Origin of the sequence: Marinitenerispora sediminis (assembly GCF_003336425.1) — a bacterium.
Classification (GTDB): Bacteria; Actinomycetota; Actinomycetes; order Streptosporangiales; family Streptosporangiaceae; genus Marinitenerispora; species Marinitenerispora sediminis.
Genome location: NZ_QEIO01000146.1, coordinates 1 through 13,289, shown reverse-complemented (window position 1 = coordinate 13,289; position 13,289 = coordinate 1). Strand labels below are relative to the sequence as shown.

General features: G+C 73.5%; 12 protein-coding genes. 8 read left to right on the top strand and 4 right to left on the bottom strand.

Annotated features, from left to right (window positions below; all coding sequences use genetic code 11):
• Nucleotides 1–61: 61 nt before the first annotated feature.
• A complete protein-coding gene (locus DEF28_RS22065; protein WP_258861891.1) occupies nt 62–3,094 on the top strand; it encodes a bifunctional [glutamine synthetase] adenylyltransferase/[glutamine synthetase]-adenylyl-L-tyrosine phosphorylase in 3,033 nt (1,010 codons plus the stop codon).
• Between the two features lie 163 nt (nt 3,095–3,257).
• Here DEF28_RS22065 and DEF28_RS22060 read toward each other — a convergent pair whose 3' ends face one another.
• From DEF28_RS22060 to DEF28_RS22050, 3 genes are all read right to left on the bottom strand, one after another.
• A complete protein-coding gene (locus DEF28_RS22060; protein ID WP_114399719.1) occupies nt 3,258–3,728 on the bottom strand; it encodes a DUF6194 family protein in 471 nt (156 codons plus the stop codon).
• 248 nt (nt 3,729–3,976) lie between these two features.
• Nucleotides 3,977–4,729 carry an ABC transporter permease gene (locus tag DEF28_RS22055; RefSeq protein WP_114399718.1) on the bottom strand — a complete coding sequence of 251 codons (753 nt, stop codon included), beginning with the start codon at nt 4,727–4,729 and terminating at the stop codon, nt 3,977–3,979.
• 28 nt (nt 4,730–4,757) lie between these two features.
• Nucleotides 4,758–5,543: an ABC transporter ATP-binding protein gene (locus DEF28_RS22050; protein ID WP_114399717.1), complete on the bottom strand. Its 786-nt coding sequence runs from the start codon at nt 5,541–5,543 to the stop codon at nt 4,758–4,760.
• A 74-nt stretch (nt 5,544–5,617) separates the two neighbouring features.
• Between DEF28_RS22050 and DEF28_RS22045 the strand changes: the two genes are divergently transcribed.
• Nucleotides 5,618–6,271, top strand: coding sequence for a TetR/AcrR family transcriptional regulator (locus tag DEF28_RS22045; RefSeq protein WP_114399716.1), 654 nt, complete (start codon nt 5,618–5,620; stop codon nt 6,269–6,271).
• Nucleotides 6,272–6,321: 50 nt separating this feature from the next.
• Here the strand turns inward: DEF28_RS22045 and DEF28_RS22040 are convergent, their stop codons facing one another.
• Nucleotides 6,322–6,960: a LysE family translocator gene (locus tag DEF28_RS22040; protein ID WP_114399721.1), complete on the bottom strand. Its 639-nt coding sequence runs from the start codon at nt 6,958–6,960 to the stop codon at nt 6,322–6,324.
• 367 nt (nt 6,961–7,327) lie between these two features.
• Here DEF28_RS22040 and DEF28_RS22035 point away from each other — a divergent pair, with 367 nt between their 5' ends.
• From DEF28_RS22035 to DEF28_RS22010, 6 genes are all read left to right on the top strand, one after another.
• Nucleotides 7,328–8,719, top strand: coding sequence for a M20/M25/M40 family metallo-hydrolase (locus DEF28_RS22035; RefSeq protein WP_147280213.1), 1,392 nt, complete (start codon nt 7,328–7,330; stop codon nt 8,717–8,719).
• Nucleotides 8,720–8,835: 116 nt separating this feature from the next.
• Nucleotides 8,836–9,867 carry a class I SAM-dependent methyltransferase gene (locus DEF28_RS22030; protein WP_114399714.1) on the top strand — a complete coding sequence of 344 codons (1,032 nt, stop codon included), beginning with the start codon at nt 8,836–8,838 and terminating at the stop codon, nt 9,865–9,867.
• The gene (locus DEF28_RS22025) at nt 9,867–10,718 is read left to right on the top strand and encodes a sulfotransferase-like domain-containing protein (protein ID WP_114399713.1); all 852 of its coding nucleotides are present in this window, start codon (nt 9,867–9,869) and stop codon (nt 10,716–10,718) included. Before DEF28_RS22030 ends, DEF28_RS22025 begins: the two co-directional genes overlap by 1 nt.
• Before the next feature lie 25 nt (nt 10,719–10,743).
• Nucleotides 10,744–11,247 (top strand): GNAT family N-acetyltransferase, encoded by a 504-nt coding sequence (locus DEF28_RS22020; RefSeq protein WP_114399712.1) that lies wholly within the window; start codon nt 10,744–10,746, stop codon nt 11,245–11,247.
• Between the two features lie 174 nt (nt 11,248–11,421).
• Complete coding sequence (locus tag DEF28_RS22015; RefSeq protein WP_114399711.1) at nt 11,422–12,432, top strand: pyridoxal-phosphate dependent enzyme; 1,011 nt, start codon at nt 11,422–11,424, stop codon at nt 12,430–12,432.
• On the top strand, nt 12,429–13,289 hold an 861-nt coding region (locus tag DEF28_RS22010), incomplete at its 3' end, for an ornithine cyclodeaminase family protein (protein WP_114446209.1). The genes DEF28_RS22015 and DEF28_RS22010, both read left to right, overlap by 4 nt.

Here is a 13,289-nt window from a genome sequence, read left to right as displayed (position 1 = left end):
CCCCCTACCCCCCCGCTCGCCGCCGCTCCGACGACCGCACCGGACTACGGTGGGGAGCGTGGTGACACGCGAAAGACTTGGGACGACCGTGGGCTCACTGGCACGGCGCGGGTTCGGCGACACCGCCCGGGCCGGGCGGCTGATGGCGGAGGCCGGGCTGCACCCCGAGCGGCACGCCGACATCATCGCCGCGCTCGGCGCGACCGCCGACCCGGACCTGGCGCTGCTCGGGCTGACCCGGCTGCTGGAGCGCGCACCCGATCCCGAGGAGGTGCGGGCCGAGCTGTGCGCGGACCCGGACCTGCGCGCCCGGCTTGCGGGCGTCCTCGGAGCGAGCGCCGCGCTCACCGACCACCTGGTCCGCCACCCCGAGGACTGGCGGGAGCTGCGCGGGGCCGACGCCGCCCGGATGCCCGAGGCCGCGGAGGCGCGCGCCGGGCTGCTGCACATCGTGGGCGCCGACCCTACCGAGGCGGCCCCGGTCGCCGATCCGGGCGTCGCTCCGGACGGCCCCGCCCACGCGCTGCGGGTGGCCTACCGCCGGCGGGTGCTCCGGTTGGCGGGGCGCGACCTCACCGGCGCGCAGCGGCTGGACGAGGTCGCCGCCGAACTCGCCGACCTCGCCGCCGCGATGCTGGAGGCCTCGCTCGCCGTCGCCCGCGCCGAGCACCCTGGTGACGCGGCGCTGTGCCGGCTGGCCGTGATCGGCATGGGCAAGTGCGGCGGGCGGGAGCTGAACTACGTCAGCGACGTGGACGTGGTGTTCGTGGCGGAGCCCGCGGACGACGGCGTCGACGAGCAGGCCGCGCTGCGGGCCGGTGCGCGGCTCGCCGCCGCCATGATGCGGGTCCCCGGCTCGACGGACGGCGAGGGCACCCTGTGGCAGGTGGACGCCGCGCTGCGCCCCGAGGGCAAGAACGGGCCGCTGGTGCGCCCGCTGTCCGGCCACGTCGCCTACTACCAGCGGTGGGCGAAGACCTGGGAGTTCCAGGCCCTGCTGAAGACGCGGCCGATCGCGGGCGACGCCGAACTGGGCGCCGCCTACCTCGACGCCATCGCGCCGATGGTGTGGCACGCCGCCGGGCGCCCGAACTTCGTGGACGACGTGCAGGCGATGCGCCGCCGGGTCGAGGCGCAGCTGCCGCCCGGTGAGGCGGAGCGGCAGCTCAAGCTCGGCCCGGGCGGGCTGCGCGACATCGAGTTCTGCGTCCAGCTCCTGCAGCTGGTGCACGGGCGGACCGACCCCGCGCTGCGCTCGGGCGGCACGCTCGCCGCGCTGGAGGAGCTGTCGCGCGGCGGCTACGTGGGCCGCCAGGACGCCGCCGGACTGGCCGACGCCTACCGGTTCCTGCGCCGGGTGGAGCACCTCCTGCAGCTGTTCCGGCTGCGCCGCACCCATCTGCTGCCCGACCCCGGCACGCCGGCCGGCCAGGAGGAGCTGCGCCGGCTCGGGCGCGCTCTCGGGTTCACCGCGAACCCGGTCACCGATTTGACGACCGCGTGGCGGCGGGTCGCGGGGGACGTGCGGCGGCTGCACGAGAAGCTGTTCTACCGGCCGCTGCTCAACGCGGTGGCGCGGCTGCCCGAGGACGAGGTCCGGCTCTCCGCCGAGCAGGCGCGCGCCCGGCTGGAGGCGCTGGGGTTCGTGGATCCGGCCGGTGCGCTGCGGCACCTGGAGGCGCTCACCTCGGGCGTGAGCCGGCGGGCGGCGATCCAGCGCACGCTGCTGCCGGTGATGCTCGGGTGGTTCTCCGACGCCCCGGACCCCGACGCCGGCCTGCTGGGGTTCCGGCAGGTCAGTGACGCGCTCGGCACCACGCCGTGGTACCTGCGGCTGCTGCGCGACGACGTGCGGGTGGCCGAGCGGATGGCCTGGCTCCTCGGGACCAGCCGCTATGCCACGGACCTGCTGCTGCGCGCGCCGGAGGCGGTGGCGATCCTCACCGACGACGCGGGGCTGGCCCGCCGCGAGGCGGCCGGGCTGGCCGCCGAGGCCGACGCCGCGCTGCGCCGGCACGACTCGGCGGAGAACGCGGTGGCGGCGGTGCGCGCGCTGCGCCGCCGGGAGCTGCTGCGTACCGCTGCGGCCGACCTGCTCGACATCACCGGCGTGGAGGGGGTCGGCGAGGCGATCACCGCCATCTCCGCGGTGACGATCGAGGCGGCGCTGCGCTGCGCCACGAGCCGCGTCGCCGCCCAGCGCGGCGAGGAGCCGTGCACCAGGCTGTGCGTCGTGGGCATGGGGCGGTTCGGCGGGCGGGAGCTGACCTACGCCAGCGACGCCGACGTCATGTTCGTGCACGAGCCGCTGCCGGGCGCGGACCCGGCGGCGGCGACGGAGACCGCGAACGCCATCGTCCGCGAGCTCCGCCGGCTGCTGGAACTCCCGGCCGCCGATCCCCCGCTGCGAGTGGACGCCGACCTGCGCCCCGAGGGCCGGAGCGGGCCGATGGTCCGCACGCTCGACTCCTACGCCGCCTACTACCGCCGGTGGTCCGCCGCCTGGGAGAGCCAGGCGCTGCTGCGCGCCGCCCCGATGGCGGGCGACCCCGGTCTGGGCGAGCGGTTCACCGAGCTGATCGACCCGATCCGCTATCCGGCCGACGGTGTGGACGAGGCCGCGGTCCGTGAGATCCGCCGGTTGAAGGCGCGGATGGAGGCCGAGCGGCTGCCGCGCGGCGCCGATCCCGCGCTGCACACCAAGCTCGGCCGGGGCGGGCTGTCCGACGTGGAGTGGGTGGTGCAGCTCCTGCAGCTCCGCCACGCGCACGCGGTGCCGGAGCTGCGCACCACCAGCACCCTGCCGGCGCTGGACGCGGCGGTCGCGGCGGACCTCCTCGACCCGGAGGACGGCGCGATCCTGGAACTGGCCTGGCGGCTGGCCTCCCGGGTGCGCGGCGCCGTGATGCTGGTGCGCGGACGCCCCGGCGACTCGATACCGTCCGACCTCCGCGACCGCTCGGCGGTGGCGGGCGCCCTGGGCTACCGCACCGAGGAGGAGGGCGAGGGCGCCCCTGAGCTGCTGATCCAGGACTACCGCCGCGTGGCCCGGCGGGCCCGCACGGTGATGGAGCGGGTGTTCTACGACAGCTGAGCGGGGACGGCGGCCGCCGCGCCCGCCCACGGGGCCGCCGGCCCGCCCGGCACCCCCGTCGACTCGCGGACCGGGCGCACCGCCCGGACCACCGCGTCCGCGGGTTCCCCGCTGCCCCCTCCGGCCGCGGCGGAGGGAAGCCGCCGGTGTACCCGGCCACCGCTCAGGTGGTGGTTCGCCGGGCGCGCTGGTTGGCGTACTTGCGGGCCGCGAACGCGTGGGCCTCGGTCAGCAGCGGCCGCACGGCGTCGAATGTCGCCGGGCTCGGGTTCACCACGCCGACCCAGTACTGGGAGGCGTAGTAGGGGTGCGGCATCAGCCGGTCGCGCTCGGTGTAGTCGGCCCCGGTCTCCAGCACCCCGTCGGCGTCGCGCCGGGTGGGCGGGGTGCCGAACCGCGCGGTGTAGGTGGCCTTGGTCAGCCCGATGTTCAGGCGGTAGTCACCCGGATCCCGGTCAAGTTCGGAGACGCGGTCGTAGTTGTCACCGGTGACGATGGTCGCGAAGGGCATCTGCCGCTCGGGAGGGAGGCCGCCGTCAGGGTCGTAGACGAAGAACGAGTCGCCGTTCGCTTCGAGGAGGGTGGTTCCGTCGAACGTGTCACGGATGTAGCGCTGCAGGTCGGTGGCGTCCACGCCGATCGCCCCTTCGAAATCGGAGATTACGACCCTTCAAGCGTCTCATTGAACTGCTTTTTGGGACTTTTGACCGCAGCAGCCCCAGGCCATGGCGGCGGATGGTCCGCAAACCCTCAAATGCCCTGTCGCCCTCGCTTGAAGGCGCCCCCGCTCCCGCGCGAGATCGAGCGGCTTCCGGCTACCGGCGGAGCCGCCTCCGGGACGGCAAATCCGGGGCCGCCGGTAGCCGGCCGGTCGGGGGCGGGTCAGGCGTGCCCGCGCTGGAAGAGGCGGGTGCCGCCGAACAGGCACGCGGCGGCCAGGACCGCGGTCGCGGCGGCCCCGGCGGCGACGGTGCCGTTCAGGTAGTGTCCCTGGAACACCTCGCGCATGGCGTCGACCGCGTAGCGGAGCGGGATGGCGAGGGAGACGCCGTTCAGCCAGCCGGGCGCGAGGTTCATCGGCAGCAGCAGCCCCGAGAGCAGCATGAGCGGCATCCCGACCGTGTTGGCGACGGCGGCGAACTCCGGTGTGCTGCGGACGTTCATGGCCAGCCCGTAGGAGAGGGCGGACAGCGCCCCCGCGAGTACGGCGACGAACACCAGGCCGATGAGCACGCCGGGCAGCGGGGCGCGCAGGCCGAGGAGCAGGCCGAGGAGGACGAGCAGCACCGACTGCGCGACGAGCTGGACGACGTCGCGCAGGGTGCGGCCGAGCAGCAGCGCCATGGGGTGGACCGGAGTGACCCGCATGCGGTCGATCACGCCGAGGCTGCGGTCCACCAGCAGCCCGAGCCCCACGAACGAGCCGCCGAGGAGGGTGAGCTGGACGAGCACCCCGGGGACCAGGGTCTGCCAGGAGGAGCCGCTCACGCCGAGGTCGAGCCCGGTGAGCAGCGGCCCGAAGAGCGCGAGGAAGAGCAGTGGCTGCAGCATGCCGAAGACGAGGCTGGTCTTCGACCGCAGTGTCGCCCGCAGGTAGCGGCCGAAGATGGTTCCGGTGTCGGTGAGCAGGGTCATCACAAGTGCCTGGTCCGTCGTCGCGGTGTCAGATGGCGATGGGTTCGTCGGCCGTGCTCCGGCCGGTGATGGCGAGGAAGGCGTCCTGGAGGCTGGCGGCCGGACCGCCGGCGAACCGGGTCTTGAGGTCTGCCGGGGTTCCCTCCGCGACGATGCGCCCGGAGTCCACGACGACGATGCGGTCGGACAGCGCGTCGGCCTCGTCCAGGTAGTGGGTGGTGAGGACGACCGTGGCCCCGTGCTCGGCCCGGACGCGCCGGACCAGGTCCCACAGCTCGGCCCGGCTGCCGGGGTCGAGCCCGGTGGTCGGCTCGTCGAGGAAGAGCACCTCGGGCCGGTTGACCAGGCCGAGCGCGATCTCCAGCCGGCGGCGCTGGCCGCCCGAGAGCGCGGCGGTGGGGCGGTCCATGAGGTCCAGCAGCCCGAGGTCGCGGGCGAGCTCCTCCGCGCGCTCCCGCGCCTCGGCCTTCGTCAGCCGGTGCAGCCGCCCTTGGGTGACGAGCTCCTCGCGCACACCGCAGGCGGGGTCGAGTCCACCGGACTGGGCGACGTAGCCGATGCGCCGGCGTACCTCGACGGGGTCCCGGAGCAGATCGCGCCCGGCGATCTCGGCCCGCCCGCCGCTGGGCGGCAGCAGCGTGGTCAGCATGCGCAGCGTCGTGGTCTTGCCCGCGCCGTTCGGGCCGAGGAACCCCAGGATCTCGCCGCGGACGACGGTGAGGTCGATCCCGCGGACGGCGTGCACGGGGCCGCTCTTGAGCTGGAACGTCCGGGTGAGGCCCCGGACGTGGATGACGGGTTCGGGTGCGGACATGGCGTCGATAAAACCATAATCGACCCCAAATTTGCAATCGACTCAAGATTTTCTCGGCCGTTAGACTCGCGCCCATGACAGAGGGCCTGCGGGAACGGAAGAAACGGCGCACACGGCAGCGCCTCTCCGAGGTGGCCACCGCCCTGTTCGTGGAGCGGGGCTTCGACAACGTGACGATCGCCGAGGTCGCCGAAGCCGCCGAGGTGTCGGTGAACACCGTCTACAACTACTTCGCGACCAAGGAGGACCTCGTCCTGCCGCCGGACGCGGCACTGGCGCGGCGGCTCGCCGACATCGTGCGGCACCGCCCGCCCGGTGTGTCGGCGGCGCGCGCCGTGCTGGCGCACCTGCGCGACGAGGTGCGTCGCCGGGACCCCCGGATCGGACTGACCGAGGGGTTCGGCCGCTTCTTCGAGATGATGCGCGCCGCCCCCACGCTGACCGCCCGGCTGAACGACCTCGGCCGCGAGATGACCGCCGCGCTCGCCGCCACACTCGCCGAGGAGGCCGGCACGGCACCCGACGCGCCGCTCCCCCGCCTGGTGGCCTGGCAGATCGGCAACGTGCACGCGCTCGTCTACACCGAGATCGGCCGGCGGGTCACGGCGGGCGAGTCTCCGGACGTGATCGCCGCGGCCCTGCTGGAGCTACTGGACATGGTGGAGGACCTGCTCGGCGAACGCGTCCTCGACTACGCGGTACGGCCGCGGGACGCCGTTTCGGACTGACGGGGCGGGCCCGGGCACCGCGCCACCGGGCGCCCGGGACGCCCGCGCGGTCACCTCCCCCCGGCGGGCTCCAGCGCCAGCGCGGCGGCGAAGCCCAGCAGCGCCACGCCCGTACCGGCGTCCAGCGTCCGGCGGATCGGGCGGCGCAGCACCCAGGACCGCGCGTAGTGCAGGAACGCCACCACGAGCAGCAGCCACAGCAGGCCGAGCGCCGCGTGCGAGTAGGCGAGCAGCAGCACGGCCCCGAGCGAGCCCTGGCCGCCCGCCAGGAACTGCGGCAGCACCGAGAGGTAGAAAGCCAGCACCTTCGGGTTGGTGATGTTGGACAGGAAGCCCTGGCTCCAGCTGCGCAGCCCGTGCAGCGGTGGCCCGCCGCCCGAGTCGTCATCGGCCGGGTAGGCGCCGCGCCGGGCCGAGAGCAGCGCCTGCGCGCCGAGGTAGCACAGGTAGGCGATGCCGATCCAGCGCACCGCGGTGAAGAGCGCCTGCGAACTCAGCAGCAGCGCCCCGACGCCGATCGCCGCCGCGGTGCCGTGCACCATGTTGCTGGTGGTGATGCCCACCGCGGCGAGCAGCCCCGCCCGGCGGCGGGTCAGCGAGTTCTTCAGCACCACGGCGAAGTCGGGTCCGGGGGCGATGACGATCACGGTCGCGAACGCGAGAAAGCTCAGGTACAGCGTCCAGGTCACCCGCCCCACCCTACGCCTTTCACCGGGGATCGCCCATACCCTTTTCCTGGAGCGGTCCACAGGAGGCGGGAATTGCATTACGCCGAATGACGTGGGCGCACGCCGAACCTCCCCGCGTTTTACCAGCACATCGAAATCCGACTATCCGAGTCGGGTTTATGAGTTAATCCGTGGACCACTCCCCGCAAGCGACAATCTACGCCATAGATCAAATACGTGGCACCGAAAAACCACGTGAAGACTGTTTACAATCCCGTTTACCCCTGCCTACATTAAGCGGGGCAAGAAATGAGGGCCTGGGAATACATTGATCATGTCGCACCGCACACACCCCCGTCGCAAATGGTCTGCGGAGATTGGATGAGCAGTGCCCCAGCAACTATCTCTCGGTGAATTTCTCGACGAATACGGCGATGACCTGGTCCAGGAACTCCTCGATCTCATCCGGATTCCGGCGGTGGCCATCACCGGCGGCCCCGACATCGACCGGATGGCCCAGGCGTGCGCCGCCAAGTGCGAGCGCGCCGGCCTCACCGCGCGGATCGAGGCCACGAGCGGGCATCCCGTCGTCTACGCCGAGGGCGGACCGGACGACGCCGAGACCACCCTCATGCTGTACGGCCACTACGACGCGTTCCCCGCCGCCGACCAGGACGGATGGCGGACCTCCCCCTTCGAGCCGGTGGTCGAGGGCGACCGGATCTACGGGCGCGGCGCCGGCGACAACAAGGGCCAGTTCCTCGCCCACCTCAACGCCGTGCAGTGGTGGCAGCGCCACAACGGCGGCCTCCCGATCAAGGTGAAGATGATCCTGGAGGGCGAGGAGGAGTTCGGCAGCCGCCACCTCCCCGAGTTCATCGAACGCAACCGCGACGAACTCGCCGCCGACCTGTGCTGCTACTCCGACGGGCCGCAGCTCGGCGGCGACCGGCCCGCACTGCTGTTCGGCGTGCGCGGCGCACTGGTCATGGAGGTACACGCCGAGGGCCCCGCGCAGCCGCTGCACTCGGGGAACTTCGGCGGGGTGGTGGCCAACCCCCTCCTGGAGCTCAGCCGGTTCCTCGGCCGCCTGGTCGAGGCCAACGGCGACCTCACCGCCCCGGGGATCGACGCCGGAGTGCCGCGGATCACCACCGAGGAGCGCGCCCTCGTGCGGGACCTGCCGCTCGACCTCGCGGACTTCCGCGCCCGGACCGGCGGCGATCCGCTGCCCGCGGCCTTCGGCGAGGAGTACTACGAGCGGCTGCTCTACAAACCGTACTTCAACGTCTCCGGCATCACCGGCGGCTACACCGGCACGGGCATGAAGACCCTCATCCCGACGTCGGCCATGGCCAAGGTCGACATGCGCCTGGTCGGCGACCAGGATCCCGACCAGGTCCTCGCCTCGATCGAGAAGTTCATCGACGACCAGGGCTTCCGCGGGCTGAGCGTGCGCAAGATGTTCAGCCAGCCGCCGTCCCGCACACCCGTGGACCACCCCTACGCCGACGTGGTCGCGCGCGCGGTCGAGCACGGGTTCGGGACCGCTCCAGTGCGGGTGCCGAGCCTGGCGGGCACCACGCCGGACTACGTCTTCACGAAACTGCTCGGAATTCCCAGCATCATGGTGCCGTTCGCCCCCGCGGACCAGAATCACCACGCGCCCAACGAGTCGATGCGGATATCGCTCTTCAAGAAGGGGACCGCGGCCTCGGCCCGGCTGATCGAATTGCTGGCCGAGGGCGGCGCCGGAAGAACCGCGCCCCCCGCCTCCTGAGATCCGGCACGCCACCACCCGGCAAAAAGCCTTCTCCGGCGGCGCGACCTCCGAGAAATTCCCCCCGAGGCCGCCGCCTCGTTCCGCCATTCCCGAAAACCGAATGGAGAGAAGCGATGACCACGACGCAGACCGACATCTACAGTCTGCCGCCGGAAGAGGTCGAGCGCGCCTATCTGGAATACCGGCGCGCGTGCTACGACATCGTCTACCGCACCTGCGCGGAACGCGGACTCTTCGACCTGCTCACCTCTCCGCGGACCACGGAGGAGTTCTGCCGCGACTTCGGCGTCGCCGACAACAAGCAGCACGTCGCGCGGCTGCTGCTCGACGCACTCGTGAAGTACGGCGCCGTGCGGCGGACCGACGAGGAGCCGGCGCGCTACGTCGAGACACGCGACTCCGCCGCGCGCTCGGATTTCGACCGGGAGCTCATCCACCTGGCCACCGGCCGGAGCTCCGTCGAGGAGCTGATGCACAGCGAGAACTACGCCGGCATCCTCGACGCCCTGTCCCGGCCCGACAACCCCGTCTCCGCGACCTTCGACGCCGACCACCTCCCGCTGTGGGAGGAGGTCCTCCAGGCGCCCTTCTACCGCTACTCGCGCGTGCGCGCCGTCGCCGAGGTGGCCGCCGCCGGCCCGCGGCTGCTCGACCTCGCCTGCGGGCCCGGGTTCGGGCTGCTCGAACTGGCCGAGCAGCACGCGCACAGCGCCCAGGCCGACCTGCTCGGCATCGAGATCAGCCCCGACTTCGTCGCCTCGGCGACGCAGCGCACCGCGGAGTACGAGCGGGTGCACGTGACCCGCGGCGACCTGGAGCAGCCGCTCGGCTTCGTCCGGGACGACTACTTCGACGGCGCCATGATCGTCGGCGCCTACCACTTCCTCCGCGACAAGGAGCCGATCTGGCGGACGGTGAGCCGGGTACTGCGCCCGGGCGGCACCTTCTGCATCGCCTACGCGCTCTCCAAGGTCGGCAGCTACGACCAGGAGATCATGGACCTGCGCTTCGCGCTGCGCCGCCCGCCCTCCTACCAGCCGACCCGCGAGGAGGTCCTGGACGCGGCCGGCCGGCACTCCATGACCCTGAGCAGCGAGTTCGCCCTCGGCGCCTGGCGCTGGTACTCCTTCACCAAGGACGCGTGATGTCGGCGACGTCGGCCAGCGGCTCGGCCGGCGCGCGGCGGCGGGGGGCGGCGAACGCCCCCGCCGCCGGGCCGCTGAGCCGCTTCGACCCGGTCCTGCTCGTGCTGTCCCCGCCGCGCTGCGCCTCCACCGTGCTGGCCCGCGCCCTGTGGAACCACACGCTGTTCCGCTGGTACCTGCACGAGCCCTACGACCGCGGCTACCACCACGGGGCCGACGGGCCCGACCCGCTCCGCGCGGCGCTGGCCGGGCGGCTGGACCGGCAGCGCCTCGCCCACGACGTGTCCGGCCACGCCAACGGCCTGGTCGTCAAGGAGATGACCTTCCAGGCGGGCGCGCACCTGGAGCAGCTGGTCTCCGCAGCGACGCTGCCGGTGGTCTTCACGCTGCGGGAGCCGCGGCTCGCCGTGCGCTCGCGCATGCGGCAGCGGGCCCGTGGCGGGGCAGCCCCGGGGTTCCCGGCGCGGGAGGCCGGCTGGGACGACCTGCGCCGCGCGTGGCGGCACGTGCGCGCGGCGGGGATCGACCACGTGATCGTGGACATGACCCGGCTGAGCCGCGACCCCGCGTCCCTGGTCCCCCTGCTGTGCGCCAGGTTGGGTATCGACTTCTCGGAGCGCCTGCTCTCCTGGCCCGCCATCACGGGCGCGCCCCTGGGGCGCCTGGGCGACGAGCAGGCGCACTGGTACGAGCGCGTGCTCGCGAGCCGCGGCTTCGAACCGCTCGGCGGGGACGGGGCGTCGGGAGCCGGGGCCGGCCCGCCGGCCGACCCCGACCTGGAGGACCGGCTCCGGGAGTGGACGGCGCTGCACCACGAGATGCTCGCCGCCCCCGAGGCGCTCGTACGCTGAACCGGCCGCCTGAGGGAGGGGTGACATGGGACGTTTCACCGGGCGGATCCGCCCCGCGGAGACCGGGGACCTGCCCGCCATCACCGACATCTACAACCAGGCCGTGCGGGACCGGATCGCCACCTGCGACCTGAGCGACGTCCCGGTGCGGCGCCGCGCCGACTGGCTGCGAAGCCACCGCCACCCCTACGGCGTGTGGGTGGCCGAGGACGACGCGGTCCGCGGCTGGGTGGCGGTCTCGCCCTACGACCCCAAGCCCTGCTTCCACCGCACCGCGACCTTCGCCACCTACGTCGCCCGGGAGTCCCGCGGTACCGGCGTGGGCAGCGCGCTGCGCGCCCGGATGATCCGGGAGGCGACGGAACGCGGCTTCCACGCCATGGTCAACCGGGTGTGGTCCAACAACCCCGGCAGCATCGCCCTGGCCCGCAAGTTCGGGTTCCAGGAGGTGGGCCGGATGCCGGAGATCGTGGAGCTGGACGGCGTCTACATCGACTGCCTGTTCTTCCAGCTCATCCTCGATCGCTGATCCGTGCCCCAGCCCGAGCGGCTGCGGAGCGGGAAACGAGCCCGAGCGGCTGCGGAGCGGGAGACCAGCCCGAGCGGCTGCGGAGCGGGAGACCAGCCCGAGCGGCTGCGGAGCGGGCACCGAGGCCCCCCGCGGCCGCCGGTGCGCGAGGCCGGACCGAGGGAGGAAGACGAGATGTCCGTGCGACTCCACGCCGACTGGCGGGCCGAGCGCAGCACGTCGCGCATCGGGCGGACACCGGTGCTCCCGATCCGGCTGCGGGTCGGCGGCCGGTGGCGCGAGGTCATGCTGAAACTGGAGCAGTTCAACCCGGGCGGATCCATCAAGGACCGCACCGCCTACGCCCTCATCGAGGACCTGGAGCTGCGCGGACGGCTGCGGCCGGGCGCGACCGTCGTGGAGTCCACCTCCGGCAACCTGGGGGTGGCGCTGGCCTACGTGTGCCGCGAGTACGGCTACGGGTTCGTGGCGGTCGTCGATCCGCTGGTCAGCGAGGTCAACATCGAGACGATGCGCGAGCTCGGTGCCGTCGTGGAGCGGGTGCAGCGCTCCGACGTCCACGGGAACTACCTCGCGGCGCGCCGCGAGCGGGTGCGCGAGATCGCGACCGGCGATCCGGGGTGCGTGTGGACGGACCAGTACGGGAACCGGGCCAACCCGCGCGCGCACCGGGAGCAGACCGGCCCCGAGATCCTGCGCCAGGCCGGCCCCGGCCTGGCGGCGGTGCTCGTCGCCGTCTCGACCGGGGGAACGCTGGCCGGCATCGCCGACTACCTGCGCCCGGCCGCGCCGGGGTGCCGGATCGTGGCGGTGGACGTGCGGGGATCGGCCGCGCTGGGCGGCCCCCGGGGGCCGCGCCGCCTGGTCGGGATCGGGGCCTCGCGCAGGTCGGCGTTCGTGCGGCCGGAGCACTACGACACCGCGGTCCACGTCTCCGACGCCGAGGCGATCGCCGCCTGCCGGCTGCTGCGCCGCTGCACCGGGATCGGCATCGGCGGCTCCTCGGGCGCGGTGCTGGCGGCGGCGGCCCGCGTCCTGCGCGCGGACGACCGGCTGGAGCGCGTCGTGTGCGTCTGCCCCGACGGCGCGGACCGCTACGAGAGCACCGTCTACAACCGGCTGTGGCTGGCCAAGGAGAACATCGACCCGGGCGACGCGCCGTTCGAGGACGCGGCCTGCGCATGACCGGAACCGCGGAGGAGTGGACGAAGGCCATGACCCACACGAACCAGTTGCTCTACCTCACCGCCGCCGACGTCCGCCGGGCCTGCGAGGAGATCGACCCGCTGGCCTGCGTGCGCGAGGCCCTCGTCCGGCACGGCGAGGGGCGCACGACGCTGCCCGCCGAGTGCTATCTGGGCTGGTCCCCGGAGACGGGGGGCGAGGCCCGCAGCATCGCCATGTCCGGCCTGGTCGGCGGCGAGCCGCCCATGGTCGGCACCAAGCTGATCAACGCCAACACGGCCAACCCCGGCCGCGGACTGCCGCGGGCGAGCGGGCTCACGGTACTGCACGACGTCGCCACGGCGCGGCCGGTGTGCGTGATGGACGCCGCGCACGTCAGCGCGCTGCGCACGGCCGCGGTGTCGGTGCTGTGCGCGCTGCGGCTGGCCCGCCCGGGGAGCTCCGCGGTGGCCTTCGTCGGGACGGGCGCGATCGCGCGCACGCACGCCCGCCTCGTCGCGGCGCGGATGCCGGAGGTCACCGAGATCCGGGTGCACGACCTGGACAAGGAGCGCGCCGCGGGGTTCCGCGACGATCTGGCGGCCGGCTTCGGACCGGGCGGCCCGCGCGTGGTGGTCGCCGGCGACGCGCGCGCGGCGGTCGCCGGCGCCGGCGTCGTGATCCCGTGCACGACGACGCGGGTGCCCTACATCGAGCGGTCCTGGCTGGCCCCGGGCGCCCTCGTCGTCAATGTCTCCCTCGACGACGTCACCGAGGACGCCCTGCTGGCCGCCGCGCGCGTCTACGTGGACGACTGGTCGCTGGTCGTGGACGACCCGCACCGGCTCCTGGGCCGCCTGGCCCGGGCGGGCCGGGTG